This is a genomic window from Aurantimonas sp. 22II-16-19i (assembly GCF_002088275.1).
In the GTDB taxonomy this organism is placed as follows: domain Bacteria; phylum Pseudomonadota; class Alphaproteobacteria; order Rhizobiales; family Rhizobiaceae; genus Jiella.
The window spans coordinates 41,867-67,262 of sequence record NZ_AQQS01000027.1; the positions used below are offsets into that span (position 1 = coordinate 41,867).

General features: G+C 66.8%; 23 protein-coding genes. 11 read left to right on the forward strand and 12 right to left on the reverse strand.

The window, feature by feature from the left end:
* Window positions 1-54: 54 nt before the first annotated feature.
* Window positions 55-735, forward strand: a complete 681-nt coding sequence (locus tag ATO4_RS19025) for an arylesterase (protein ID WP_083593124.1) — start codon at window positions 55-57, stop codon at window positions 733-735.
* Here ATO4_RS19025 and ATO4_RS19030 read toward each other — a convergent pair.
* Window positions 710-1,345 (reverse strand): GNAT family N-acetyltransferase, encoded by a 636-nt coding sequence (locus ATO4_RS19030; protein ID WP_176223057.1) that lies wholly within the window; start codon window positions 1,343-1,345, stop codon window positions 710-712. The genes ATO4_RS19025 and ATO4_RS19030 overlap by 26 nt on opposite strands.
* A 417-nt stretch (window positions 1,346-1,762) precedes the next feature.
* On the opposite strand from ATO4_RS19030, the gene thpR reads away from it, so the two are divergent.
* The 4 genes from thpR (at window position 1,763) to ATO4_RS19050 (ending at window position 4,871) form a co-directional block, all read left to right on the forward strand.
* Window positions 1,763-2,359 carry an RNA 2',3'-cyclic phosphodiesterase gene (gene thpR, locus ATO4_RS19035; RefSeq protein ID WP_083593126.1) on the forward strand — a complete coding sequence of 199 codons (597 nt, stop codon included), beginning with the start codon at window positions 1,763-1,765 and terminating at the stop codon, window positions 2,357-2,359.
* Window positions 2,360-2,495: 136 nt separating this feature from the next.
* A complete protein-coding gene (locus ATO4_RS19040) occupies window positions 2,496-2,864 on the forward strand; it encodes a YkvA family protein (RefSeq protein ID WP_083593157.1) in 369 nt (122 codons plus the stop codon).
* Window positions 2,865-3,316: 452 nt separating this feature from the next.
* Window positions 3,317-3,823 (forward strand): invasion associated locus B family protein, encoded by a 507-nt coding sequence (locus ATO4_RS19045; RefSeq protein ID WP_083593127.1) that lies wholly within the window; start codon window positions 3,317-3,319, stop codon window positions 3,821-3,823.
* A gap of 274 nt (window positions 3,824-4,097) precedes the next feature.
* Window positions 4,098-4,871, forward strand: coding sequence for a sulfate transporter family protein (locus tag ATO4_RS19050; protein WP_083593128.1), 774 nt, complete (start codon window positions 4,098-4,100; stop codon window positions 4,869-4,871).
* Here ATO4_RS19050 and nth read toward each other — a convergent pair.
* Window positions 4,825-5,637, reverse strand: coding sequence for an endonuclease III (gene nth / locus ATO4_RS19055; protein ID WP_139802554.1), 813 nt, complete (start codon window positions 5,635-5,637; stop codon window positions 4,825-4,827). The two genes, ATO4_RS19050 and nth, sit on opposite strands and share 47 nt — an antisense overlap.
* 46 nt (window positions 5,638-5,683) lie before the next feature.
* Between nth and ATO4_RS19060 the strand changes: the two genes are divergently transcribed.
* Window positions 5,684-6,199: a DUF2244 domain-containing protein gene (locus ATO4_RS19060; protein ID WP_245308835.1), complete on the forward strand. Its 516-nt coding sequence runs from the start codon at window positions 5,684-5,686 to the stop codon at window positions 6,197-6,199.
* 139 nt (window positions 6,200-6,338) lie between these two features.
* Window positions 6,339-7,202 (forward strand): bifunctional helix-turn-helix domain-containing protein/methylated-DNA--[protein]-cysteine S-methyltransferase, encoded by an 864-nt coding sequence (locus ATO4_RS19065; RefSeq protein WP_245308836.1) that lies wholly within the window; start codon window positions 6,339-6,341, stop codon window positions 7,200-7,202.
* A gap of 76 nt (window positions 7,203-7,278) precedes the next feature.
* On the opposite strand, the gene ATO4_RS19070 is transcribed toward ATO4_RS19065, so the two are convergent.
* The 5 genes from ATO4_RS19070 to ATO4_RS19090 all read right to left on the reverse strand — a co-directional run bounded on the left by ATO4_RS19070 (window position 7,279) and on the right by ATO4_RS19090 (window position 12,787).
* Window positions 7,279-9,468: a methyl-accepting chemotaxis protein gene (locus tag ATO4_RS19070; RefSeq protein WP_176223058.1), complete on the reverse strand. Its 2,190-nt coding sequence runs from the start codon at window positions 9,466-9,468 to the stop codon at window positions 7,279-7,281.
* A gap of 220 nt (window positions 9,469-9,688) precedes the next feature.
* Window positions 9,689-10,324 (reverse strand): DedA family protein, encoded by a 636-nt coding sequence (locus ATO4_RS19075; protein ID WP_083593132.1) that lies wholly within the window; start codon window positions 10,322-10,324, stop codon window positions 9,689-9,691.
* A gap of 101 nt (window positions 10,325-10,425) precedes the next feature.
* The gene (locus tag ATO4_RS19080; RefSeq protein WP_245308833.1) at window positions 10,426-11,652 is read right to left on the reverse strand and encodes a class I SAM-dependent RNA methyltransferase; all 1,227 of its coding nucleotides are present in this window, start codon (window positions 11,650-11,652) and stop codon (window positions 10,426-10,428) included.
* A complete protein-coding gene (locus tag ATO4_RS19085) occupies window positions 11,643-12,410 on the reverse strand; it encodes a TlyA family RNA methyltransferase (protein WP_083593134.1) in 768 nt (255 codons plus the stop codon). Before ATO4_RS19085 ends, ATO4_RS19080 begins: the two co-directional genes overlap by 10 nt.
* 182 nt (window positions 12,411-12,592) lie before the next feature.
* Window positions 12,593-12,787 carry a DUF2735 domain-containing protein gene (locus tag ATO4_RS19090; protein WP_083593135.1) on the reverse strand — a complete coding sequence of 65 codons (195 nt, stop codon included), beginning with the start codon at window positions 12,785-12,787 and terminating at the stop codon, window positions 12,593-12,595.
* Between the two features lie 481 nt (window positions 12,788-13,268).
* Between ATO4_RS19090 and ATO4_RS19095 the strand changes: the two genes are divergently transcribed.
* On the forward strand, window positions 13,269-14,309 hold the full coding sequence (locus ATO4_RS19095) for a glutamine synthetase beta-grasp domain-containing protein (protein WP_083593159.1): 1,041 nt from the start codon (window positions 13,269-13,271) through the stop codon (window positions 14,307-14,309).
* A gap of 120 nt (window positions 14,310-14,429) precedes the next feature.
* On the opposite strand, the gene ATO4_RS19100 is transcribed toward ATO4_RS19095, so the two are convergent.
* The 5 genes from ATO4_RS19100 to ATO4_RS19120 form a co-directional block, all read right to left on the reverse strand.
* A complete protein-coding gene (locus tag ATO4_RS19100; RefSeq protein ID WP_176223059.1) occupies window positions 14,430-15,446 on the reverse strand; it encodes an esterase-like activity of phytase family protein in 1,017 nt (338 codons plus the stop codon).
* Window positions 15,447-15,538: 92 nt separating this feature from the next.
* On the reverse strand, window positions 15,539-17,470 hold the full coding sequence (cobT, locus tag ATO4_RS19105; RefSeq protein ID WP_083593136.1) for a cobaltochelatase subunit CobT: 1,932 nt from the start codon (window positions 17,468-17,470) through the stop codon (window positions 15,539-15,541).
* An 81-nt stretch (window positions 17,471-17,551) separates the two neighbouring features.
* On the reverse strand, window positions 17,552-20,014 hold the full coding sequence (locus ATO4_RS19110) for a calcium-binding protein (protein ID WP_083593137.1): 2,463 nt from the start codon (window positions 20,012-20,014) through the stop codon (window positions 17,552-17,554).
* Between the two features lie 232 nt (window positions 20,015-20,246).
* Window positions 20,247-21,233 (reverse strand): cobaltochelatase subunit CobS, encoded by a 987-nt coding sequence (gene cobS / locus ATO4_RS19115; RefSeq protein ID WP_083593161.1) that lies wholly within the window; start codon window positions 21,231-21,233, stop codon window positions 20,247-20,249.
* A gap of 239 nt (window positions 21,234-21,472) precedes the next feature.
* Window positions 21,473-22,075, reverse strand: a complete 603-nt coding sequence (locus ATO4_RS19120) for a J domain-containing protein (protein WP_083593138.1) — start codon at window positions 22,073-22,075, stop codon at window positions 21,473-21,475.
* Window positions 22,076-22,222: 147 nt separating this feature from the next.
* On the opposite strand from ATO4_RS19120, the gene ATO4_RS19125 reads away from it, so the two are divergent.
* The 3 genes from ATO4_RS19125 to ATO4_RS19135 all read left to right on the forward strand — a co-directional run bounded on the left by ATO4_RS19125 (window position 22,223) and on the right by ATO4_RS19135 (window position 25,333).
* Entirely contained in the window at window positions 22,223-22,540 is a 318-nt protein-coding gene (locus ATO4_RS19125; protein ID WP_083593139.1) for a BolA family transcriptional regulator, read from the forward strand.
* Complete coding sequence (locus ATO4_RS19130) at window positions 22,537-23,271, forward strand: YoaK family protein (protein WP_083593140.1); 735 nt, start codon at window positions 22,537-22,539, stop codon at window positions 23,269-23,271. Before ATO4_RS19125 ends, ATO4_RS19130 begins: the two co-directional genes overlap by 4 nt.
* A gap of 214 nt (window positions 23,272-23,485) precedes the next feature.
* A complete protein-coding gene (locus tag ATO4_RS19135; RefSeq protein WP_083593141.1) occupies window positions 23,486-25,333 on the forward strand; it encodes a transglycosylase domain-containing protein in 1,848 nt (615 codons plus the stop codon).
* The last annotated feature ends 63 nt before the right edge of the window (window positions 25,334-25,396 follow it).

Consider the following 25,396-nt stretch of genomic DNA (forward strand, 5'->3'; position numbering starts at 1 on the left):
GCCATGCGGTCCGCGCGGCGATACGGCCGGCTCGGCTGACCATATGGGTGACACATGCAACGCTTCCAACCGCTCGTCGGCCGCCTGGCCCTCGTCCTCACGGCCTTGTCATGGCTTTTCGCCGTCGCGGCAACGCCGGCGTCTGCCCAGGCGCCGGCCGCCGGGAGCGAGCCGATCGAGATCGTCGCCCTCGGCGACAGCCTGACCCAGGGCTACGGCGTCGACCCCGGCAAGGCGTTTCCCGAGCAGCTCCAGGCGGCGCTGCGCGAGGACGGCATGAACGTCGTCGTCGAGAATGCCGGCGTCTCCGGCGACACGACCAGCGGCGGGCTGTCGCGCCTCGACTGGTCGGTGCCGGCCACGGCCGATCTCGTCATCGTCGAGCTCGGTGCCAACGACGCCCTGCGCGGCGTGTCGCCGGAGATCACCCGGAGCAATCTCGACGAGATCCTGAGACGCCTGACCGAGCGGGGGCAGAAGGTGGTGTTTGCGGGCATGCTGGCGCCGCCCAACATGGGCGCCGACTACGGCAGGACGTTCAACGCGATCTATCCCGAGCTGGCGAAGAAGTACCCGGTCACCTTCTACCCGTTCTTCCTCGAAGGCGTCGCGGCCGAATCGGATCTCAATCAGGCCGACGGCATGCATCCGACCGCCGAAGGGGTCGAGAAGATCGTCGCTTCGATGAAGCCGGTGATCGAGAAGGCGCTCAGTTCGGAGACTGCGTCGCAGTAGGGGCTGCGGCCCGCCGGAACGGGCGGAGCAGCCGCGCGAAGCGGCGTTGGCGCCGGTCGATCATCGCAAGGACGCTCGCCGCGCCTTCTTCGGCGAACTCCCGCGACAGGCTGCCCGGGCCCGGATGCTGGTCGCCGAGTTCGGCCGTCGCCTCGTCGCCGACGACGGTCACCCTCGCGCCGAACTTTCTCGCGATCGCCAGGATTGGCCGGTTCTCGCTGAGGCAGGTCAGCCACAGGCGGCGAACCCCGCGATTGCGCGCGGCATCGAGGATCCGGCCGAAGAGATGGGTGCCGTGACCCTGCCCCTGGTGATCCGGCTCGATCGAGAAGGCGATCTCCGCCTCCTCGCCGGTGCGGGAGGTGAAGTGAAGCTCCGCCACGCCCCGCACGACGCCGCCCACGAAGAGCGCGATAACGGTGCCGCGGAGACCGATGCTCGCCTCGGCATAGCGCTCGATGAAGGCGTCGTTGACGCAGTTGCCGAACCGCAGGCGGCGGGACCGCGCATCGAGCCGCCCGAGATGGTGCCGCACCAGATCCTGCTCGTCCGGATGCAGCCGCCTGACGAAGCTCTCGCCGGATGCCGGCAGGGGCGCGTCAGGGACCAAACCACCTCGCCCGCTCGCACCGCCCTGCCCGAGCGTCGGAGCGGCGGCTTCGGGGCGACCGTGCGGGGTGGCAAGGGTATCGGGAGCGGGAGCATGCATGATGTCGGTCGCCTGGCCTGTCCGAAGTTGCCGATCCGGCCTTCGGTTCCTCGAGCCTCCCGGAGGGCGAGATAATTGTGCGCTGCGGCATAAACAATCGCGAAAAGCCGTGTGCAAAGCTGCCCTGTCCTTGAAACATGGCTTGCATGATGAAAGTCTCGGTTTCGAGACGATCGGCCTGCGAGGCGAATCGCCGCGCTTCGCGACAGGCCGGGCAGCTCATCCCAATGCCCCGGGGCGGGCCGTGAGGCCGGCAAACGGGTGACGCGATAAGGCGCTTGCGCGTCCGGGGCCAGCACGACGCACGGAGGTCTTCCGATGCCGCGACTCTTCACAGCCGTCGAAATCCCGCAGGATGTGGCCGTTTCCCTCTCGCTGCTGCGAGGCGGACTGCCTTCGGCTCGCTGGATCGACCCGGAGAACTATCACCTGACGCTGCGCTTCTTCGGCGATATCGAACCCCGGCTTGCCGACGAGATCGTCGCCGCCCTCGACAGGGTCGAACGTCGCAGCTTCAGGATTTCGCTGAGCGGCCTCGGCGCCTTCGGCAACAAGAAGCCTCACTCCATCCACGCCGAAGTCGCCCCCTCGCCGGAGCTCGCCGGCCTCCAGGCCGAGATCGAGCGGGCCTGCAAGCGGCTCGGCCTCGACCCCGACCAGCGCAAGTTCGTACCCCATGTGACGCTGGCGCGCCTGAAGAACGGCAAGCCGGCGGACGTCGCGCACTACCTCGCCTTGCGCGGGGGGTTCCGCAGCCGGTCCTTCACGGTGGAGCGGTTCGGCCTGTTCTCCTCGCGCGATTCCATCGGCGGCGGCCCCTATGTGCTGGAGGAAGCCTTCGAGCTTTCCGGCGGCGACGCCTACGTGCCGGCCGCGCCCCGGGACTATGCGCCGCTGGCGCAGGATTTCGGCTGAGGGCAGCCCGTTCCAGGGACGCTAAGTCCTTTGGGAAAAACGCCGAACCGGCGCGCAGCGCGCGCGCCGGGGGCTTGAGCCGCGCCATGGTCTTCGCCATCTCTATCTGCGACCAGCATGGGAGACGACGATGACGATCGACGAGCGCAAGATCGAGGACATTCTCAGGATCGGATCCAGCGAGGATCAGACCAGGCGCGAGAAGCGAGTCCGCTCGTCGTTCTTCGACACGGTGCGCCGGGCGCTCCGCCACGTCCCCTTCATGGAGGACGTCGTCGCGTCCTATTATTGCGCGATCGATCCCGACACGCCATCGGCGACCCGCGGCGTCCTGATCGCGGCGCTGGCCTATTTCGTCCTGCCGGTGGACCTCGTGCCCGACATGCTGCTCGGCATCGGCTTCACCGACGACATCGCCGTCCTCCTGACCGCCTTCAACGCCGTGCGCGGCAACATCCGGCCGGAGCACTATCAGCGCGCCCGGGCGACGCTCGACGAACTCTGAGCCTCTTGCCGGCCGCAGCGTGGCTGGCCCAGGGCCGACCGGAAGCGGCCGAAGACCGGCGCGACGTCCCTCTCGGGCAGGCACCCCGGACGGGCCTGCCCGGGTGGAGCCACGGCAGCCCGGCCGGGCGAAAAATGCTGCAAGGTCAAACTCTCGCCCGATTCCTTTTCTTGTTCGTTGCGCGGTCCGCGCACGATCTTCGACGTATCTTTCGCAGTGAGACGCCTTTCGGGGCTGCTTCCCGGGATCGGCGGCGATGCGGCCCGATCCCTCGACCATGGCGATGAAACGTCATGGACCCTGAAAATTGCCTCGTGGCCTTTTGCCGTTCGTTTACCATCGCTAAACCGCCGTCGGCTAAATTGGCGCAAGTCATCGTTTTTTGTCGGTCGCCGGGCCTCGGCGAGGTCGCGGCAATCGCCCGAAAGACGCACACCGGAGAGCAGGAAACCATGAATCCGAAGACGATCCTGACGACCGCGGCGGCATTGCTGATCTGGTCCAGCGCGGTCATCGCCGCACCGACCCCGACCCGGATGAACACCTTCAACGACTGGGGCACCTACGCCTATTCCGGCACCGGCGGAAAGGTCTGCTACATCCTCTCGACGCCGAAGAAGCTGGCTCCCGCCAATGTCGATCACGGCGACATCTTCTTCCTCGTGTCCCAGAAACCCGGCGAGGGCGTCTCCTACGAGCCCCAGGCGGTGATGGGTTACGATCTGAAGGAAGGCTCGAAGGTCACCGTCGACGTCGACGGCCGGAAGTTCATGATGTTCACCAAGGGCAACTCGGCCTGGATGGAGAACGCCGCCGAGGAGCCGCAGCTCGTCTCGGCGATGCGGTCCGGCCGGTCGCTGAGCATCCAGGCGACGTCCCAGCGCGGCACCAGCACCAACTACACCTATTCGCTCTCCGGCGTGACGGCCGCGCTGAATTCGATCAAGGACTGCCGATAGGCCAGCGAGCCGACGCGTCGGCCACGCGGGTTCCGCATCGGCCGCACCGTCTTCGTCCTTCACCTGCCGTCCCGGCGAGCAGCGACGTTTTCCGGCCCTGCCTCACGGCGGGGCCGATCGCGTTTGATCGGCCCCAAGCAACCGGCCCGCCGCCGCGGCGTTGCGGCGGGCCCTGCGGCCGCCTATCTCGTCACCAGACGATGCCGATCGTCCCCTGACGATGCCGATCGTCCCCTGACGATGCCGATCGTCAACCGACGACGAGAGAACGCCCATGATCTTCACCAGCGCCCGCCTCGCCCTTTCCGACGTCCTCTCGCCGCCCTTCCGCGCCGCCCTGTGGAAGTCGCTGGGGCTGACGGCCGTGTGCCTGGTCGTCCTGTGGTTCCTGGTCGAGACGGTGTTCGAGTGGCTGGCGGTGCCCTTCCTGTCGAACCTCTTTCCGGATGCCCCGGGCTGGGTCGACCAGGCGGGGACGGTCGCCGGCTGGGGCGCCGGGATCGCGCTCGCCATCGGCCTGTTGTTCCTGATCGGCCCGATCAGCGCGATCATCGCCGGCCTCTTCCTCGACGACGTCGCCAAAGTGGTCGAGCGGGGCGCCTATCCGGGCTCGCCGGCTGGCCGGCCGATGCCGTTCTGGCGGGGCGCCGTCCTGTCGGTGAAGTTCTTCGGCGTCGTCATCCTCGGCAATCTGATCGCGCTCGCCCTCCTCCTCGTTCCGGGCGTCAACCTCGTCGCCTTCTTCCTGGTCAACGGCTATCTCGTCGGGCGGGAGTATTTCGAGTTCGCGGCGATGCGCTACCGCCGCGAGGAGGGCGCGCGGGACATGCGCTCGCGCCATTCGACGACCGTCTTCCTCGCCGGCCTTCTCGTCGCGCTGTTCATGGCGATCCCGATCGTCAATCTCTTGACGCCGCTCTTCGCCGCCAGCCTGATGGTGCATCTCCACCAGAGGATTTCGGCGCGGGACGGCGGCCTCGTCGGTCTCGATCCGGGCGATGTCAGGGTTTCGGGAGAGCCGGCGGCGGACCGGGCGGCAGGGGCCTGAGCTCGGCCGGAACGGCGTTGGTCTTGACCTCGGCCTTGCACAGATCGGCGATGACGCAGGCCTCGCATTCGGGCCTTCGCGCCTTGCAGACATAGCGGCCGTGCAGGATCAGCCAGTGATGGGCATGCCGACGATAGGGCTGCGGGATGATCCGCAGCATTTTTTCCTCGACCTCGTCCGGCGTCGTGCCGGGGGCGAGATGCAGCCGGTTGCCGATTCGGAAGATGTGGGTGTCGACGGCGAGCGTCTCCTCGCCGAAGGCGACGTTGAGGACGACGTTGGCGGTCTTGCGCCCGACGCCCGGAAGCGCCTCGAGCGCGGCGCGGTCGTTCGGCACCTCGCCGCCATGGCGGGCGACGAGGGCCTGGGAGAGCGCCAGAACGTTCTTCGCCTTGTTCCGGAAGAGGCCGATCGTCTTGATGTGGTCGCGGATCGTCTCCTCGCCGAGCGCCGCCATGGCATGCGGGTCGTCGGCGGCGGCGAACAGGCCGCGCGTCGCCTTGTTGACGCCCGCATCGGTCGCCTGGGCGGACAAAACGACGGCGACGAGAAGCGTGAAGGGGTTGCGATACTCGAGCTCGGATTCGGGCTCCGGGCGCTGGATCTCGAAGCGCCGGAAGATCTCCGATATCTCCTCGGGCGCGTAGGGGATCTTGATGCGACGCTTGGCCGCGCGGCCCGCGGGTGCCCTGGCGGACGCTTTCGTCGCAGTCTTTGCGCCCGCTGGCTTGACCCGGGAGGCCGGCTTGTCGATCTTTTCAACCATCATCGCCCTATAGCGAGCTTGGCCGTTGGATGACAATCGCGATCAGCTGGCCCCGGAGCCGGAACGCCGCGCGCCCGATGCGCCGCGTGCTGCCGCCGACCGGCCGATCTTCCAGGCGCTGCTGACGCCCTATCGCTCGCTCGGGCGGCGCGGTTTCGTCGTGACGATGAGCCTCTTCTGCCTCGTCAGCCTCGTCGCCGGCCTCGCCTTCTGGGTGAAGGGCGCCTGGCCCGTCTTCGGCTTCCTCGGCCTCGACGTGCTCGTCCTGTGGTGGGCCTTCTCGGCGAGCTATCGGTCGGCCAGGGCCCGCGAGGAGGTTCTCGTGACGCGCACCGACTGCGCCATCCGCAAGATCTCGCCGAAGGGCATCGTGCGCGAGGACCACCACAATCCGTTCTTCGCGCGCTTCTCCGTCAACCGGCACGAGGAGATCGGCATCACCCGGATGAGCGTCGATTCGCGCAACGTCTCGACGGAGATCGGCAGCTTCCTCAATCCCGACGACAAGGACAGTTTCGCCGCGGCGTTCCAGAAGGCGCTGATCACGGCCAGGCGCGGCTGAAAATCTTTCTCGGCCCTCCGGGTCGACCGGAAATCGGGTGGCGACACGCCCGATCCCATGCACAGATGACGGCGAAGGAGACATCGCCATGCTGTCATTTGCCACTGCCCCATGCGAAACGGTTCCCCTGCCCGACATCATGCCGACCGGACGCGCCGCCTTGACCGACTACGAGACCGTCCGCCGGATGATCGAGTTCATCTCGACCGAATATCGCAGCCAGCCGAGCCTCGCCGAGATCGCCGAGACGGTCGGCCGCTCGGAAGAGACGCTGACCTCGCTGCTCAAGCGCTGGGCCGGGCTGACGCCGAAGGCGTTCCTGCAGGCGGTGACGCTGGACAATGCCCGACGGCTGCTCGACGACGGCGCGTCCCTGCTCGATGCCGCCTATGAGGTGGGCTATTCCGGCCCGTCGCGGCTGCACGACCTGTTCGTCAAGCACGAGGCGGTCTCGCCCGGCGACTACAAGGCCCGCGGGCAGGGGATCGACCTCTTCTACGGCTACCACCCGACGCCCTTCGGGCTCGCCATCGTGGTGGCGACCGAGCGGGGCCTCGCCGGCATCGGCTTTGCCGATCCGACCGACGGCGGCGAGGGACAGGCGCTGGAAGACATGCGCCGGCGCTGGCCGAAGGCGCGGTTCACCGCCGATGCCATGCGCACCGCCCCCTTCGCCAGGCGGATCTTCGAGCCCTCGCGCTGGCAGGAGGATCGCCCGCTGAAGGTCGTCCTGATCGGGACCGACTTCGAGATCCGCGTCTGGCAGACCCTTCTGCAGATACCGCTCGGCTCCGCCACCAGCTATTCGACCATCGCCGAGCGGATCGGGGCGCCGAAGGCCGCCCGCGCCGTCGGGGCGGCGGTCGGGCGAAACCCGGTTTCCTTCGTCGTGCCGTGCCACCGGGTGCTCGGCAAGAGCGGCGCCCTCACCGGCTATCACTGGGGCATCACCCGCAAGCGGGCGATGCTCGGCTGGGAGAGCGGCGTGCTCGCGCGGGAATAGCCTCTCGCCCTCGATCGGCTTCCTGCCACCCGCGCAGCGCTCAGCACCTGATCCTGGAAGGCGCTCGAACCTCGGATCAGGCCGCGCGGCGCAACGGCTGGTGGCCCGGACGAGCGGCCACGGCGGCGATCGTGAAATAGGCGATCAGGCGCTTCAGCGCATCCGCCTGCGCGGTCAGTTCCTGGGTCGCCGCATTGGTCTCCTCGATCATCGCGGCGTTCTGCTGGGTCATCTGGTCCATCTGCCCCACCGCCCCGTTGATCTCGGACAGGCCGATCGCCTGGGACTTCGAGCCCCTGGCGATCTGCTCGACCTTGCCGTCGATCTCCATGACCTGGGCGACGATCCGGCGCAGGGCCTCGGCGGCGTTGTCGACGAATTCGACACCCTTTTCGACATTGCCGGAGGCGGCGCTGATCAGCGCCTTGATCTCGTCGGCCGCAGCGGAGGACCGCTGGGACAATTCGCGGACTTCCTGGGCGACGACTGCGAAACCCTTGCCTGCCTCGCCGGCCCGCGCCGCCTCGACGCCGGCGTTCAACGCCAGGAGGTTCGTCTGGAACGAGATCTCGTTGATCACCGAAATGATCGCCTCGATCTTCTGGGAGGACTCGGCGATCTTGCGCATGGCGTCGATCGCCTGCTGGACGATCTGGTCGGCGCGCTCGGCATCGTCGCGGGCAGAGCGCACCGACTTCGCCGCTCCGCCGGCGAGATCGGCGTTCTGGCCCACCTGGCCGGTGATCTCGCCCAGCGCCGCGACGCTCTCCTCGATGCTGGCGGCCTGCCCCTCGATGCGGTGGGTCATGTTCTCGGTCGCCGAACCGATCTCCTGGGTCCCGGCCTCGATGCTCTCGACGGAGGCGCTGACGGACTGCATCGTCTGGCGCAGCTTGTCGAGGGCGGCCTCGTAGTCGTCCTTCAGCTGTCGGTATTGGTTCGGGAACTCGCCCTTCAGCGGCGTGACGAGGTCGCCCGCGGCGAGCCGGGCGAGGCCCGAGCCGAGGGAGGCGACGACCGCCGCCTGTTCCGCCGCGGTCCGCCGACGCTCGCTCTCGCTCTCGTCGCGCAGGCGGTCGGCGTTCGCGCGCTCGTTCTCGGCCGCGACCTCGGCGGCGACACCGCTCTTCAGCTGGTGACGGAAGCCCTCGAGAGCTTTGGCAAAGGTCCCGAGCTCGTCCCGCTTGTCCGTGCCGGAGACGGCGCCGTCGTAGTTGCCCTTGGCAAGGCCTTCGACGCCCGCAAGCAGCTGCGACAGCGGGCGGGTGACGACCTGGCGCGCAGCGAACGCCATCGCGATCAGAACCGCCGCCAAAAGGACGCCGCCGATCAGCAGGAACTTGCTGACCTCGGCATAGACGGGCGCCGTGAAGACCGTCGCGGGAACATCGACGATCAGCGCCCAGCGCTTGCCGAGACCGGGAAGCTCGAAGGGATAGACGATCCGTTCGAACGCCCCGTCGGCGATGCCGTTGATGGTCCGCGGCTCGCCGCTCGCCAGCGCCGTGTCGACGAGATCCTTGCCCTCTTCGTCATAGGGCTTCATCAACTGGTCGCCGGAACCGCTCACCAGCCAGTTGCCGGTGCCCGAAAGCAGGTAGGTCCGGCCGCCTTCGAAGGGCACCATGGTGCTCACCAGGCGGCTCAGCCCGTCGAGGCTGAAGTCGACGCCGCCGACCCCGATGAGCTTGTCGCCGGCCATCATCGGAAAGGCGATCGACGACATCAGGGCGTCGACCTCGGAGGCCTTGTAGGGTTCGGTGATCGACGGCTTGCCGCTCTTGGCGGCGAGATCGTACCAGGGGGCGGCGTAATCCATCGTGAAGGTCGAGAAGACGACGTCGCCGGAGGCATTCTTCGTCCAGTAGGGCGTGTAGATGCCTTCCGCATTGGTGCCGACGGCGCCCTTCTCGGTGATGCCGTCGAAGCCGTTCGGCGCCTCGGCCATCCATGCGCCGAAGAGGTTCTCGTTGCGCATCGCCACCGATTTCAGCATCTCGATCACCGCCGCGCGATCACGGTTTCCCGCCGCATTGGCGGCGGCGATCATGCCGGTCATGCTCCGGCCCGCCGCGACCGCCAGCCCGACCTCGGCGCCGACGGCGCTGGCGACATTGCGCGCCTCGGTGTTGGCGGAGCGGTAGATGTCGGTCTCGACGCGAGACTTGGTCTCGAAGGCCGAAAGGGCGACGGCGAGGATCAGGATCGAGGCGACGGTTCCGCCGGCGAAGACCAGAAGTTTGGAGGCAAGCGACTTCATCTGCATGGCAGGGCTCCGGGGCTCAAGGGCCGTTTTGCGCTGCAGCAGCATTGCCAAGATTCATCTGACGAAATGTTAAGTCATCCGAAAACGTGGCGCGGGCGGCCAGATTCTCCTTACCGGCAGAAGTCGAGCGGCGATGGCGACCGCTTCCGATGGGCCGTCGCATCGGAAAATGGCGCTAAGACTGCCGGGCCAGCGGCGCGGAAGCGCAGTCGCGCCAGGCTCAGCGCCTCTGCCCGGCCTCGACGTCGCCGCCTTCCTCTGCGTGCGGAGCCGCCTCATCCCGGCTGAACAGGAACTTGTAGGTCCCGACGCAGCCGACGAGACAGATGGCGATGGCGGCCAGATAGAGCGGCCAGGTCGAATGGCCGGAGAAATACGTCTGGAACGCCGTGCCGAACAGGTAGGCGAGGCCGCCATAGGCAAGCGACCAGGCCGCCGCGCTGATCGAGTTGTAGAGCAGGAAGACCGGCCAGTTCATGTGCATGGTGCCGGCGACGAAGCCATTGAGCTGGCGCAGGATGATGATGAAGCGGGCGACGAGGACGACGGCGATGCCGTAGTTCTGGAACCGCTCCTCGACCATCTTGAAGCGCTTCTCGCCGAGGCCGAACCGTTCGCCCCACCGCACCACCATGGCCCGCCCGTACCGGCGCCCGACCAGATAGCCGATGTTGTCGCCGATGATCGAGCCGAAGAACGCCGCCCCGAGGACGAGCAGGATGTGCAGCGAGCCTTCGCCCGCCAAGAGCCCGCCGGCGACGACGAGGCTCTCGCCCGGCAGCGGCAGGCCCGTCGATTCCAGAAGAACGACGATGAACAGGAGGCCGCAGCCGTATTGTACGAGATATTCCGTCACCGGCTGCGTCTCTCCTCGGCGTCAGGCAGGGCCGTCATACCGCCTCTGGCTTGCATGAAGCCCTGCAGACGGCAAAGCGATCGTGGCCCCGCGGCCCGCGGTCATGCCCGCACGAGCAGCGCCACCGCCTCGACGTGATGGGACCACAGGAACTGGTCGACCGGCGTCACCGAGACGATCCGGTAGCCGCCATCGACGAGGATCTTCAGATCCCGCGCCAGCGTGACAGGGTTGCACGACACGGCTGCGACGCGCTTGACGCCCGATCCGGCCAGTTCGCGCACCAGCGCCTCCGCCCCGGCTCGCGGCGGATCGAAGACGACGCCGTCGAACGCATTGAGCTCCTTGGCCGGCACCGGGCGGCGAAACAGATCGCGCCGCTCGGTCGAGAGCGGCTTCAGCCCCGTGGCGCCGCGATGCGCCCGATCCTGCGCGGCCAGCGCCGCCGCCTCGCTCTCCACCGCATGGACCGCCGACTGGCGCGCGAGCCGCAGCGAGAAGGTACCGCAGCCGGAGAAGAAGTCCGCGACGCGTTTGGCGCCTGCCAGATGTCCAACCACCAGTTCCGCCATCACGGCCTCGGCGCTCTCGACCGCCTGCAGGAAGGCGCCCGGCGGAAGCTCGACGCTGACGCCGGAGAAGTCGACGAGCGGCGGCCGGATCTGGACGAGGATCTCGCCCTCGACGCTGAGGCGCGCGATGCCCGCCTCGAGCGCCATGGCCACCGCCGGCTGCCGCAGCTTCTCGGACAGCCTGGCGGCATCGCTCACGGCGACGTCGAGGCCGGCCGTCGTCGCGGTGACCATCAGCTTCAGCGGCCGCTTGCGGTCGGCAAGGAGCGAGGCGAGCCTGCGCAGGAACGGCAGCGCCGCCTCGATTGCCGGCAGTGCGATCGGACAGGTCTCGATCGCCACGACGCGGTTGCTGCGCGCGGCGTTGTAGCCGAGAAGCAGGCGGTTGCCGGGCCGTGTCGCCGTCAGGGCCACGCGGCGGCGCGAGCGGGGCAGGCAGCCGACGAGAGGTTCGACCTGTGTTTCCAGCCCCTCCCGCGCCAGCGTCGAACCGATCAGGTCGCGCTTGAACTCCCGGTAGACCGCCTCGCTCGCATGCTGGAGATCGCAGCCGCCGCACTCGCCGAAATGCGGACAAGGCGGCTCCCGGCGTTCCGGCGACAGTTCGACGGGCGTGAATTGCGGCCGCCCGCCCGGCGCGTCCGATCCGATCTCGACCACCTCGCCCGGCAGGGTGAACGGCAGGTAGAGCGGCCCGTCCGCCCCTTGCGCGATGCCGTCGCCCTTCGCCCCGAGGCTGTCGATGGTTACGTGCAAGATTTCGCCTTTCGTCCGTGCAGCAGAAATTCACGGTTGCCGTCGCCGCCGAGGATCGGCGAATCGATGAGTTCCAGCGCCTGCCACCCCGGCTGTGCATCCAGCCAGTCCCGCAGGCGCGCAGCCACCGTCTCGGCCTGCGAGGGATCACGCAGCAGGCCGCCCTTGCCGATCGCTTCCCGGCCCGCCTCGAACTGCGGCTTGACCAGCAACACGGCTTCGGTTCCGGGCTCGGCCAGTTCGAGCGCCGGAGGCAAGGCCAGGGTCAGGGAGATGAAACTGACGTCCGCGACCAGGAAATCGAACGAACGCCCGAAGAGATCCTCCCGCGTCATCTCCCGGGCGTTCAAGCCCTCGATGCAGCTGACGCGCGGATCGGCCGCGATCACCGGGTTCATCTGGTCATGGCCGACATCGATCGCAAGGACGTGTGCCGCGCCCCGTTCGAGCAGAAGCTGGGTGAAGCCGCCGGTCGAGGCCCCGACGTCCAGCGCGCTGCGACCGGCCGGATTCGCGCCGAACCCGTCGAGCCCGGCCTTCAGCTTCAGCGCCGCGCGCGAGACATAGGCCTGCGCCGGATCGTCGATGGCGATGGCGGCACCCGGATCGACGGCGAGGCTGGCCTTCGTCTCGACCCGGCCCTCCACGCGGACATGGCCGCGCTGGATCGCGTCCCGCGCGCGGGAGCGCGTCGGCGAAAGACCTCGTTCGACGAGGCAGGCATCGAGACGGATGCGGGATTCAATATGTTCGGCCATGCCCGGGTGATGCGACGCGGTCGCTTCCTTGGCAAGCCGAAAATCGGCGAAGGCGGCAGCCGCCGATCATTCGGGAGGCGTGGCGGCCATCAGAAACGTCGGTGCTTCTGTCTTCGTTGCCACCGTGCTCACGCCCGGCGCCGCACAGGCGGCGCCGTTTCGGCAGAACAGACCGCCGGCGCTCAATGGCCCTGCTTGGCGCGTTCGGCCTCTTCGCGGATCGCGTCTTCGTGATAGCTCGCGCCGCCCATGGCGAATTCGACACGATCCGGCAGCGCATCCTTCGAAAAGCGCCGCGATGCTGCGACGGCAGCGCGGCGAGCCTCGATCGGAAACTGCAGAATCTCGGCGCCCTGATGATGTTCCGTTGCGGTCATTGGTCATTTCCTCTGCGTTGTCTTGCCCCGTGCCGGAGGATCCTCCGGTAAATAGGTGTGCATATCCCTTATGCAATATGCAACTTTTTTGGGCTGATTCTTGCCGATTTCGTGATCACCCGCAAGCGCCCAATCGAGATGGGCTGCTCGATGCCCAATCATCCCTTCGATGATTGGCACGGCTGCGATCGTGCCATCGCTCGGCGGCGCCAGGCTGGACGGACGGCGGTCGGCAAGAAAACCACCGGGGGTCCGCCTGAAGCCGGAGGCTGAACGCTCACGGCAGCGTCCTGGCGGGGTCCGAGGCGGTGTCGAGATGGTTCAGGAGCAAGGCGGCGGGCGGACCGATCCGATCCGCGCAACCCACTTGGCACGCAACGTGCTTCTCAGGTGTTGGTTCCGCTCGGCGCGCTCCCGTGGAGCCCCCGGACCTATCGATGTGTTTCGACGCGCCTGCCGCGTCCACCATGGAAGATGAATGATGACGAAATATAAGCTCGAGTACATCTGGCTGGATGGCTACACGCCGGTCCCGAACCTGCGCGGCAAGACCCAGATCAAGGAGTTCGCCGAGTTCCCGACCCTCGAGCAGCTGCCGCTCTGGGGTTTCGACGGCTCCTCCACCATGCAGGCCGAGGGGCACAGCTCCGACTGCGTGCTGAAGCCGGTCGCCGTCTTCCCCGACCCGGCGCGCAGCAACGGCGCCCTCGTCATGTGCGAAGTGATGATGCCGGACGGCGTCACGCCGCACGCCTCGAACAGCCGCGCCACGATCCTTGATGACGACGACGCCTGGTTCGGCTTCGAGCAGGAATACTTCTTCTACAAGGACGGCCGTCCGCTCGGCTTCCCGGCGCAGGGCTATCCGGAGCCGCAGGGCAAGTACTACACCGGCGTCGGCTACAGCGCCGTCGGCGACGTCGCCCGCGAGATCGTCGAGGAGCATCTCGACCTGTGCCTCGCCGCCGGCATCAACCACGAAGGCATCAACGCGGAAGTCGCCAAGGGCCAGTGGGAGTTCCAGATCTTCGGCAAGGGCTCCAAGAAGGCCGCCGACCAGATGTGGATCGCGCGCTACCTGCTGCAGCGCCTCACCGAGGGCTACGGCATCGACATCGAGTATCACTGCAAGCCGCTGGGCGACACCGACTGGAACGGCTCGGGCATGCACTGCAACTTCTCGACCAAGCACATGCGCGAAGTCGGCGGGAAGGCCTATTTCGAGGCCCTGATGGCGCAGTTCGAGAAGAACCTCGACGAGCACATCGCCGTCTACGGCCCGGACAACCACCTGCGCCTGACCGGCAAGCACGAGACGGCGCCGTGGAACAAGTTCTCCTACGGCATCGCCGACCGCGGCGCCTCGGTCCGCGTGCCGCATTCCTTCGTCAACAACGGCTACAAGGGCTATCTCGAGGATCGCCGCCCGAACTCCCAGGGCGACCCCTACGCCATCGCCTCGCAGGTCCTGAAGACCATCGCGGAAGTGCCGACCGGCCAGGAGGCTCAGGCGGCCGCCTGACCGATCGTCGCGAGGCCGCTGAGGTGGCCTCCGCGATCCCCGCATGATGAAAACGGCGGCGCGGTTCCGAACCGGAGCCGCGCCGTCCGTCCGAAACCTCCGGACGCTATTGCCCGGACCCTATTGCCCGACGGCCGCTCCCTCGGGACGGTCTTCGCCGCTCCAGACGAATTCCAGCAGCAGGTTGCGCTGGAAGAACGAGCCGTTGTCGTCGGAGACCAGCGTCAGCCGCGTGCGTCCGGCTTCGTCCTGCCAGACGTCCAGCCCCTCCATGTTGTCGCTCTCGTCCGCCAGGTCGGCCTCGAACACCACCGGCCCATCGACCAGCGCGCCCGCTCGCATCGCATCGCCGGGGATGCGGCGGATGCGGATGCCGAGCCCGCCGAACAGGCCCTCGAAGCGCCGTTCGAGCAGCAGGAGATCGCCGCCGGGCAGGAAGTCGCCGTCGGAGACCTCCCATTTCTCGTAGCGCTTGACCTTGAAGACACCGCCGCCCGCACCGACGAGCCCGGCGAAGAGATTGCCGGCCCGGTCGATCGAGCGCTCGGCGACCGTCACCATGACGCCCTGGAGCGGCGAGCCTTCCGGGGCGATCGCCAGCATCTCCAGCCCCTTGTTGGCGCGCAGTTCCCGCGCCGGGATCGGCAGCGGCACATCGCGCGCCCGCCCCTCCCCCAGATCGTCGAGGTCATAGGCCCAGATCCGGTGGCGCTGCTCGAAGCCCACATGGACCGTCCGGCCGTCGGGTGCGATCGCGAGGGATTCCGCGTCGCCGAGGGCCTTGCCGCGGATCGGCCGGCCCAGGAGATCGCGCAGCGGGGCGATGCGCACATCCGAAAACCCTGTCGGCCGCCCGTTCGCATCGCGCCCGATCCGCCCCGCGACCCAACTGCCGTTGTCGGTGACCGCCAGAAATCCGCCGTCCGCATCGAGGATGCGGATCGCCGAAATGCCATGCAGCCGGCTGTCGGAGCCGGTGAACTGCAGCCCGCCGAGAAAGGTCAATGCGCCGAAGCGGCTGGCCTCGCCGTTCTTTTCGAACCGGGTGATCGGCTCGGAGCGAATTGTGACGGGATCGCTGGCGCCGTCCGCGAGTGGCCAGGCGAAGGCCGCACCTGAGAGCCAAGGCGCCAGCACCAGGGCCAAGCCCAGCCCCAGCGATGCGGCGCGCGACGCCCTGCCGCGACTGGCCGGGACGCGTGCCGCGGCCTGCCGATTCTGCGGAAACCTCACCTTCGGGCGCCGGCCCGGCGATAGGTGCTGCCAGCCGCCCGGCGACCGGTTCCCTGGTCCTCGAAGAGGTCGGCGAGCTGTTCCGTCATCGCGCCGGCGAGTTCCTCGGCATCGACGATGGTGACGGCCCTGCGATAGTAGCGCGTCACGTCGTGGCCGATGCCGATGGCGAGAAGCTCGACCGGCGAGCGGGTCTCGATCTCCTCGATGATCGCCCTGAGATGCCGCTCGAGATAGTTGCCGGGATTGACCGACAGCGTCGAATCGTCGACCGGCGCGCCATCGGATATCATCATCAGGATGCGCCGCTGCTCGGAACGGGCCAGAAGACGATTATGCGCCCAGATCAGCGCCTCCCCGTCGATGTTTTCCTTCAGCAGCCCCTCGCGCATCATCAGGCCGAGATTGCGCCTCGCCCGCCGCCAGGGTGCGTCCGCCGACTTGTATACGATGTGGCGCAGATCGTTCAGCCGGCCGGGCTTGGTCGGCTTGCCGGCCTTCAGCCAGGCTTCCCGCGACTGTCCGCCCTTCCAGGCCCGCGTGGTGAAGCCCAGCACCTCGACCTTGACGCCGCAGCGCTCCAGCGTGCGCGCCAGGATGTCGGCGCAGGTCGCCGCGACGGTGATCGGCCGTCCGCGCATCGAGCCGGAATTGTCGATCAGCAGCGTAACGATCGTGTCGCGGAAGTCGGTGTCGCGCTCCATCTTGTAGGACAGGGGCTGCATCGGATCGATGACCAGGCGGGAGAGCCGGGCGGGGTCCAGATAGCCCTCTTCGAGATCGAAATCCCAGGAGCGGTTCTGCTGCGCCATCAGGCGCCGCTGCAGCCGGTTGGCGAGACGTCCGACGACGCCCTGGAGCGTCGACAACTGCTTGTCGAGGAAGGCCCGCAGCCGGTCGAGCTCGGCCTCGTCGCAGAGCTCCTCGGCGCCGACGATCTCGTCGAACTGCGGGGTGAAGACCTTGTAGTCGAACTGCGGCGAATCCCGGTCGAGGGGCTGGTTCGGCCGGCGCGATTCGCCCGGCGTCTCGGTGTCCTGGCTGTCGTCGTCGACCGGATCCTCGGCGGTGACCTCGGAGGATTCGGCCTCGGCCGTCTCCTCGTTCTCGCCCTCGGTTTCGGACTCCTCGGCCTCCGCCTCGTCGCTGCCGGCGTCCTTCTCCGAGCCGCTCTCCTCGTTGTCGCGGCTCTGGTTGTCGCCCTGCTCGTCCTCCTGGTCCTCATCCTCCTCGGAACTGCTCTCGTCGGCCAGCTGCTCGGCCATTTCGAGGGACACCAGCATGTCGCGCATGGCGCGGGCGAAGGCGTCCTGGTCCTCGAGGACACTCGGCAGCTTCTCGAAGTTGCGGCCGGCCTTGTCCTCGACGAAGTCGCGCCAGACGTCGACCAGCGCCCGGGCGCTCTCCGGCACCGGGCGGCCGGTCAGCCGCTCGCGCACCATCAGCGCCACGGCATCCTCGATCGGCGCCTCGGCCCGGTCGGTGACGTCGGAAAGATTGGAGCGGAAATACTTGTCTTCCAGCATCGAGGCGAGATTGTCGCCGACGCCCGCCATGGCATTGGCGCCGATCGCCTCGCAGCGCGCCTGCTCGACCGCGTCGTAGACGGCGCGCGCGCTCTTGCCCTCCGGCGAGAGGCTGGCATGGAGGCGGCTGTCGTGCCGCGCCTTCCTGAGCGCCATGGCATCGGCGAGGCCGCGTGTGACGGCAACGTCGTTCTGCGTCGCGCGCTTCGGCAGCTCCGGCAGCCGCGCCCGGTTGCCGGCCAGCCCCGGCCGGTCGGTCGCGTAGGTGACTTCCATCTCCGCATCGCCGGAGATCGCCCGAAGGGCGCCCGCCACCGCGCGCCGGAAGGGTTCGCGATCCTGGGATTTGCCCTGGGGAGGACGCTTGTTGTCGCCGGGTCGCGGCGGGGAAGCGGAAGCCATGTCGATGCCAAGCCTGTCATGAATCGGACCGCGGATCTGCGCGGTCCGATGAACGTAATCCGCTTTGGCGGAGATGCCAGCTTAGACGATCCAATCGCCCAGCGCGACCATCTGATCGGCGAACTGCAGCGCCTCGATATTGATGAAGGTGTCGATGCCGTCTGCGCCGGCGCCGCCATGGTGGGAAAGCTGGTAGACTCCGCCGGCGTTGCTCAAATCGTAGTCGGCCCGGTTTCCCATCAGCAGAAGCGTGTCGAACCCTGCGCCACCATTGATGCTGTCATTGCCCCGTTCGCCAGCTATCAGATCGGTGCCGCCCCCCGTGTTCAGGATGTCGTCACCCCAGCCGCCATAGACGCGGTCGTCGCTGTTATTGCCTGTGGAGACGATGTCGTCGCCTGCCGCACTGCGTACGACAACCAAGTCACCCCCATAGACGCTGATATCGTCGTCCTGATTGCTGCCAATCACCCAATTGTCGCGGGTGTCGTGAAAAGTGATTCTTGCGCCGGAGCCCGTCATCCCCGAAAGATTTAGATGCTGTGCGAATTGCCGGTCACCTTCGACCGGAACGCTGATTTTGTCGACGCCGTTGTCCTGGATGCTCACATATCCACTACCACTTTTATAAACATCAACCTGCGGGGCGTTTTCCGAGAGGGCCGCATCGCCGGAGATAGTCAAGAACCGGCTGGCGCTATCCACGCTGGCGGAGAGTTGCGTCTTATCGGAATTCAGAGCGACGAGCACGTCCGCGAACTGAAGAGCTTCGACACTGCGGAATGTGTCGACACCGTCCGCGCCGGCACCGCCGAGATGGGAAAGCTGGTAGGCTCCGTCAACGATGCTCAGATCGTAGTCGGCCCGGTTTCCAACCAGCAGAAGCGTGTCGAAGCCCGAACCGCCAGTGATCTCGTCATTTCCGCGTTCGCCAGCGATCAGGTCGTCGCCAGCTCCCGTGCGGAGATTGTCGTCGCCCCAGCCGCCATAGACCCGGTCGTTACCGTCACCAGTCACAACGTAGTCATCGCCTGCCGCGCTGTGGACAACAGCCCTGCCGACCACCCTAAGATAATCGCTCTGGTTGCTGCCGAACAGCCAACCTTTATTGGCGGAATACCAGCTGACCGAGGCACCAGCGCCCGTCAGTCCTGACAGATTCAAACCTGACAGATTGAATCTGTTTGGGAGGGACTCATAGCCTTCAACCGGAACGGAGATTGCAACCTCCCCGTTGTCCTCGATCGAGAGTACGGTGATCGAGTAGCTGATCTGGATTCTTGCCACATCGCCGTCTCGGGCTGCATCGCCGGACACGAACAGGGTTCGCGTCGGCTCGTCGAGAACAGCTGTGAGCTGCGTCCCTAAATCAACCAAGAAACTCCCATCGGCAAATTCAAGACGCTCGATATTGGCGAAGGTATCGACACCGTCCGAACCGGCACCGCCGAGATGAGACAGCTGGTAGGCCCCGTCGACGACGCTCAGATCGTAGTCGTCCTGGTTGCCAACCAGCAGAAGCGTGTCGAAACCTGCGCCGCCATCGATCTCGTCATTGCCACGTTCACCGGTGATCAAATCGTCGCCAGCACCGGTACTCAGATTGTCGTCGCCCCAGCCACCGTAGACACGATCGTTACCGTCTCCGGTGGTAACTATATCGTTGCCTGCCGCGCTGCGAACAACATTCGACCCCCCCCCTGCGATGCCGATGATGTCTTCCTGATTGCTGCCAATGATCCACTTGTCGCGGGTGTCAAACCAGCTGACATAGCCACCGACGCCCGTCAGATCCGCTAAGTTCAGATGCTGTGGGAGAGCCTGGTCATTATAGATCGCACTATACACCTGCTTCTGGCCGTCAGGATAAGTAACCTCCACACGCAATGAGTTGCCACTGACATTGATAAACGTCCTTCCCGCTGACGCCCACGCCACATAACCGGATACAGTCAGGGTTCGGCTCATGTCATCCACGCTTGCAGCGAGGAGCGTGGTTTCGGGAACCAGCAGGACATCTTCGTCAGCGAACTGGAGGTTTTCGATATTGGTGAAAGTGTCAATTCCGTCAGAACCGGCACCGCCGAGATGGGAAAGCCGATAAACACCGCCGACGATGCTGAGCACGTAGTCGGCCCGGTTCCCAGCCAGCAGAAGCTTGTCATAGCCGGCACCGCCATCGATCTCGTCATTGCCGCGTTCGCCGGCGATCACGTCGTCGCCAGCGCCGGTGCTCAGACTGTCGTCGCCCCAGCCGCCATAGACACGGTCGTTGCCGTCTCCCGTGGTAACGGTATCGTCGCCCGCCGCGCTGCGAACGACATTCGAGCCACCGCCGGCATTGGTGATCACGTCGTCTTGATCGCTGCCAATCATCCAACTGTTGCGTGTGTCGAACCAGCTGACAGCGGCACCGGCGCCCGTCAGCCCCGCCAGACTCAGATGCTGCGCCAGCAGCGGATCACCTTCAATCGCGACGGACACCGAGACCGCGCCGTTATCCTCGACCAGAAGGTCTGAAAACGAGGAAGCGACCTGGACCATATGGGAGCTTCCGGAGCGGGCAGCTTCGCCAGACACCCGAAGCGTTCGGTCGGCATCATGGATTCTAGCACTGATAACCATCAACCCCTCACATATACGCTCGTGCGAATTCGTACGCTCGTGCAAAATCCAAAAGGCTTCCAGCTAAAACGGAATAGGATCGGGTCCGGTCACCTCTGCGCTGCAAGGAAACACAATAAGAACTAACGCCTTATCATCTGTCGCTTGTCAATCAATCCAGCACCAGATTTGCCGCACTCTCCGGCAGTTCCTCGCCGAACGCCCGCTGGTAGAACTCCGCCACCAGCGGCCGCTCCAGATCGTCGCATTTGTTGAGGAAGGTCAGCCGAAACGCGAAGCCGATGTCGCCGAAGATCTCGGCATTCTCGGCCCAGGTGATCACCGTGCGCGGACTCATCACCGTCGACAGGTCGCCATTGACGAAGGCCGAGCGCGTCAGGTCGGCGACGCGGACCATCTTCGAGACGGTCTTGCGCCCGTCGTCGGTCCTGAAGCTCTTCGCCTTGGCGAGAACGATGCCGACCTCTGTGTCGTGGGGCAGGTAGTTCAGCGTGGTGACGATCGACCAGCGGTCCATCTGCGCCTGGTTGATCTGCTGGGTGCCGTGATAGAGGCCGGTCGTATCGCCGAGGCCGACCGTGTTGGCGGTGGCGAACAGGCGGAAGGCCGGATGCGGGCGGATCACCCGGCTCTGGTCGAGCAGGGTCAGGCGGCCGGAGGATTCCAGCACCCGCTGGATGACGAACATCACGTCCGGGCGCCCGGCATCGTATTCGTCGAAGACCAGAGCGACGTTGTGCTGATAGGCCCAGGGCAGGATGCCGTCGCGAAATTCGGTGACCTGCATCCCCTCGCGCACGGTGATCGCGTCCTTGCCGACGAGATCGATGCGGGAGACGTGGCTGTCGAGATTGACGCGCACGCAGGGCCAGTTGAGCCTTGCGGCCACCTGCTCGATATGGGTCGACTTGCCGGTGCCGTGATAGCCCGAGACCATGACCCGGCGGTTTCTCGCAAAGCCCGCGAGGATCGCCAGGGTCGTCGGCTTGTCGAAGATGTAGTCCGGGTCGACTTCCGGCACGTGCTGGTCGCGCTCGGAGAAGGCGGGGACTTTCAGGTCGCTCTCGAAACCGAAGGTTTCACGGACGGAGACCGTGGCATCCGGAAGGGCTGCCACTTCCTGTTCCGCTGCACTCATCATACCTCCAAGGGCGCTCGTTCTGGCGGGTGCCGCCATGCGCCTTCATGCTTCATCTTCGTCGCCCGCACCTCGAAACGCTCGGGAAGGCGGCGGGCGACCAAACCACACTGCGACACGGCCATGCCTGCTCCGCCTCACACGGGCGAATTCATCAGCACGTCACCGGATCGGACGTCTCACCCGACGATGGCGGAAAGCGCGCGGGAACGCAACGCAGATGGTGCGCCGCGACAGGATCAGCAAAGGCCTGCCTGCTTGAGGAGCTTGTAGGCCTGAATGACCTCCCGCAGCCGATCTTCCTGGCTGCGGTCGCCGCCATTGGCGTCGGGGTGGAGCTGCTTCACCAGATCCTTATAGCGGCGACGGATCGTTTCGCCAGAGGAGCCGGCTTCGAGGTCGAGATTTTCGAAGGCCTTCTTCTCCAGCGGCCGCACCTTCGGACGCCGGCTTTCCGGCCGCGGGGCGCCGTCCTCGCCGAACAGCCCGAAGGGATCCTTCGGCCGCCCGGCGCCGGCCCGGCCGCTGCGGGCCGTGCTCTGCGAGGAGCCGTTGCGGCCCATCGCCCAGGTGGGGCGATGGCCGGTCATGGCGTCCTTCAGGTATTTCTGGATCGCGTCGTCGTTCAGTCCCGAAAAATAGTTGTAGGACTTGTTGTACTGGCGAACGTGATCGACGCAGAAGTTGAGATACTGCCCCTCGAAATCCCGGCCGAGGGGAGCCTTGTAGATCCCATCTTCCTTGCAGCCTTCCCAGGCGCAAGCGGGCGCCCTCGGCTTGGCTTTCGCCGAGGTCTTACCCTTGACGCGGATCGCGTCGAAATATTTGGAGTCGAGCTTCATCGTCGGCGATTATGGGGCCCGACACGGTTGCGAACAAGAATTGACAGACCGGAAAAAGCCGGAAATTCCTGGACTTTTCCGCGAGCCGGCAAGCCACACGCAACGTTGCGCCAGCGCGGGTCGCACGAGACCCCTGAAAGGAACGAGATGAGCACCAAGGCGAGGATCGAGTCCAAACTCGTCGAGGCCTTCCGGCCGAGCGGCCTGGAGATCCTGGACGAGAGCCACCTCCATGCCGGCCATCACCATGGCGGGAGCGACCACCATGCGGGTTTCGACGGCTCCGGCGAGACGCATTTTCGTGTCCGCATCGTCGCAGAGGGCTTTGCCGGCATGAGCCGGATCGCCCGGCACAGGGCCATCAACGGGCTGCTTTCGGAGGAGCTGTCCGGCGGCGTCCATGCGCTCGCCATCGAGGCGGCGGCGCCCGGCGAACCGACCCGGCTGAAAACCTCCGCCCAATGACGTCGCGGAGCCGCAGACCCGGGACGTCGCAGGGCCGCAAGCCGGGCGTCGACCGGCCCGCTCCGGCCGGCCGGCAAAAAGCCGTCGGCTTCGGCTTCGTCGTGCTGCTCTCCTTCCTGGCGGGGATGACCGACGCGATCGGCTTCCTGCGGGCCGGCGACTTCCTGTCCTTCATGAGCGGCAACACGACGCGGCTCGCCATCGCCATCGGCGAAGGCCACGGCGGCGACGTCGCCCGCCTCGCGGCGATCCTCCTGGTCTTCGTCGCCGGCAACGCGACTGGCGTCGTCCTCGTGCGGGCGACCGGGGAGCGGCAGTGGCCGCTGCTGATGGCCGTGACCACCGTGACGAGCCTCGTCGCCGGCCTTGCCGGCGCCGCTCCCTCGCCCTGGAGCTTTCTGCCGCTGGTCTTCGCCATGGGAATGCTGAATGCCGCGGTCGACACCGTCGCCGGCAACCCTGTGGGTCTCACTTATGTGACCGGCGCACTGTCGCGCTTCGGCAAGGGCCTCGGGCGCTTTCTCTGCGGCGAGCGACGGGGCGGTTTCCTGGTGCAGATGCTGCCCTGGATCGGCATGCTGACCGGCGCCGTCACCGGCGTCTTCCTGCTGCAGGCCTGGCAGGAGGCGGCGATCTGGGCCATCGGCGCCACCGCGCTCCTCCTGACGCTGGTGTCCGTCCTGGTGCCCCATGGCTGGATGCTGCCCTGCTTCGGCCTCGGCCGACCCTGACGCGATCCGAGGCGAGAGACGGCAACTCCACCCCGCCCACCTCTCGCCCCTCTGGCCCTTCCACTGCCTCTCCACCGGCGAAGACCGGACCAACGGAGACTGGAGCGTCGGGCCATGGGAGGGACGGACTGCCGGCAGCGCCACTTGCGTTGCGGGCACCGTTCGGCGCACCCATATCGCCATGGTTAACGAGCGGTAAACAGCGGGGCGAGGCATGGAAGAGGTGGCTGAGGCTCCGCGCTACAGGACGATCTGGCTCGTCCTCGCCTTCCTCGTCATGATCTTCGGCTGCGGCCTCGTCGGGGTCCATGGCTGGGTGGATGCGGTGGCCGCGCGCTACGGCGCCAGCGTCGCGACCACCCGCGAGCGAGTGCAGTCGAACCGCCTCATCGTCGATCTCTCCCGCCACGGGCAGAAGCCGTGGAACGCCCCCATCGAGGAGGCGATGTATGTCGACTACGACGACGTGCCGGAGGTGATGCGCGAGGCGATCCTGACCAGCGAGGACAGCTGGTTCTTCTACCACATGGGCTTCAATCCCGTGGCCATCGGCAAGGCGCTCGTCAGCCAGTTCGGCGACGACCCGCGCGGCGGCTCGACCATCACCCAGCAGATCGCCAAGCAGGTCTATGTGGGCAGCCGGCGCGACTTCAAGCGCAAGTTCGACGAGCTCGCCATCGCCCTTTGGCTGGAGTGGCACTTTTCCAAGCGGGAACTCCTCGAGTTCTATTTCAACACGCCCTTCATGGGCCACAACACCAAGGGCATCGAGGCGGCCGCGCGCTACTATTTCGGCTATTCCTTCAAGCGGGAGCGCGCCCAGACCGTCGCCTTCACGCCGGACATGGCGGCCAGCCTTGCCGTCACCATCAAGAACCCGACCGCCGGCAATCCGGCCAAGCCGCGCAATCTGCGCGAGGCCCGCCGCCTGCTTCTCGCCATGGGGATCGAACCGACCGCGCTGACGGCCAAAGCCGTCGCCGACGAGACGCTGCCGCGCCGCTTCGCCGCCCATGCCTTCGCCAGGGACCGGCGGCTTTCCGACCAGTTCGGCTCGGCAAGGGATCTCGCGGTCGCCAGGCTGGAGCGCAAGCTCCACGGTCATGAGGGCAGCCTCGACGTCGTCACCTTCTACGCCTCGGAGACGCAGCTCTATCTGGAGACGGCGATCGAGAAGTACTACCCGCCGATCCGCCGCGCCGGCTACGACCGACTGACGGCGGTGGTCGTCGACAATGCGACCGGCGGCATCCAGGCGATCGTAGCCCCGCCGGACGCGATGCTCTATCCCGGCTCGACGGTGAAGCCGCTGCTCGCCCTCTGCGCCCTGGTCGAGAAGGGCTTCACCGCCCAGAGCCGGGTCGATGACGTGGCGCTCGGCGTTCCGCCGGTGCGCAACGGCGACCGGCGCTATCTCGGCCGGATCAGCTTCGAGCAGGCGATGGCGGCCAGCCGCAACCCGCCCTTCGTCGAGATGATGCGGCGCTTCGGGCGGCCCTGCGCCAACGACCTGATGAAGCGCATCGACACGGGCTTCCGGTTCCAGGGCGGCCGCGACCGCTCGCTGGCCCTCGGGGCCGAGCCGGTGGCGCTGATGGACCTCCTCGACGCCTATGTGACGATCGCCACCTGCGGGCGGGTGTCGAACGGGCCGCTGATCCTGAAACAGGCCCGCGAACGCGGCAGCCAGAGCGTGGTGCTGGAGGAAAAGGCGAAGAGCCTTGCAAAGGACGACCGGCTGATGGCCGGGTTCGACGCCCTGCACGAGATGCTGCGGGCGACCACCGGGCCGACGGGAACCGCCAATGGCAGCCGCTTCGTCAATGACGTCGCGGCCAAGACCGGCACCTCGGACGAGAACCGCCAGATCACCCTGATCACCTTCACCCGCGCCCATACCGTGCTGGTGTCGGCCGCGGCGAGCGATCCGGGCCGGCTGAAGCGGCACCTGTCGTCCCACGTGCTGGTCGAGATGGTGCGCAACGTCAACGCCAACATCCATGGCGGCAAGGACCCCGGCCCGCTCGGCTGCGGCCCCGGCGTCGTCGTCGCTGGCCGGTAGGATCGGGCTTTGGCCTGGGCCTAGGCTTGGGCTTGGGCTTGGGCTTGGGCTTGGGAAGTGATT

Bases quoted from the DNA above. Each gene is read 5' to 3' on its own strand.
- ATO4_RS19025 (WP_083593124.1), top strand. From the start codon at position 55: ATGCAACGCTTCCAACCGCTCGTCGGCCGCCTGGCCCTCGTCCTCACG.
- thpR (WP_083593126.1), top strand. From the start codon at position 1,763: ATGCCGCGACTCTTCACAGCCGTCGAAATCCCGCAGGATGTGGCCGTT.
- ATO4_RS19045 (WP_083593127.1), top strand. From the start codon at position 3,317: ATGAATCCGAAGACGATCCTGACGACCGCGGCGGCATTGCTGATCTGG.
- ATO4_RS19050 (WP_083593128.1), top strand. From the start codon at position 4,098: ATGATCTTCACCAGCGCCCGCCTCGCCCTTTCCGACGTCCTCTCGCCG.
- nth (WP_139802554.1), bottom strand. From the start codon at position 5,637: ATGGTTGAAAAGATCGACAAGCCGGCCTCCCGGGTCAAGCCAGCGGGC.
- ATO4_RS19065 (WP_245308836.1), top strand. From the start codon at position 6,339: ATGCCGACCGGACGCGCCGCCTTGACCGACTACGAGACCGTCCGCCGG.
- ATO4_RS19070 (WP_176223058.1), bottom strand. From the start codon at position 9,468: ATGCAGATGAAGTCGCTTGCCTCCAAACTTCTGGTCTTCGCCGGCGGA.
- ATO4_RS19085 (WP_083593134.1), bottom strand. From the start codon at position 12,410: ATGGCCGAACATATTGAATCCCGCATCCGTCTCGATGCCTGCCTCGTC.
- ATO4_RS19090 (WP_083593135.1), bottom strand. From the start codon at position 12,787: ATGACCGCAACGGAACATCATCAGGGCGCCGAGATTCTGCAGTTTCCG.
- ATO4_RS19095 (WP_083593159.1), top strand. From the start codon at position 13,269: ATGACGAAATATAAGCTCGAGTACATCTGGCTGGATGGCTACACGCCG.
- cobT (WP_083593136.1), bottom strand. From the start codon at position 17,470: ATGGCTTCCGCTTCCCCGCCGCGACCCGGCGACAACAAGCGTCCTCCC.
- ATO4_RS19110 (WP_083593137.1), bottom strand. From the start codon at position 20,014: ATGGTCCAGGTCGCTTCCTCGTTTTCAGACCTTCTGGTCGAGGATAAC.
- cobS (WP_083593161.1), bottom strand. From the start codon at position 21,233: ATGAGTGCAGCGGAACAGGAAGTGGCAGCCCTTCCGGATGCCACGGTC.
- ATO4_RS19120 (WP_083593138.1), bottom strand. From the start codon at position 22,075: ATGAAGCTCGACTCCAAATATTTCGACGCGATCCGCGTCAAGGGTAAG.
- ATO4_RS19125 (WP_083593139.1), top strand. From the start codon at position 22,223: ATGAGCACCAAGGCGAGGATCGAGTCCAAACTCGTCGAGGCCTTCCGG.
- ATO4_RS19130 (WP_083593140.1), top strand. From the start codon at position 22,537: ATGACGTCGCGGAGCCGCAGACCCGGGACGTCGCAGGGCCGCAAGCCG.
- ATO4_RS19135 (WP_083593141.1), top strand. From the start codon at position 23,486: ATGGAAGAGGTGGCTGAGGCTCCGCGCTACAGGACGATCTGGCTCGTC.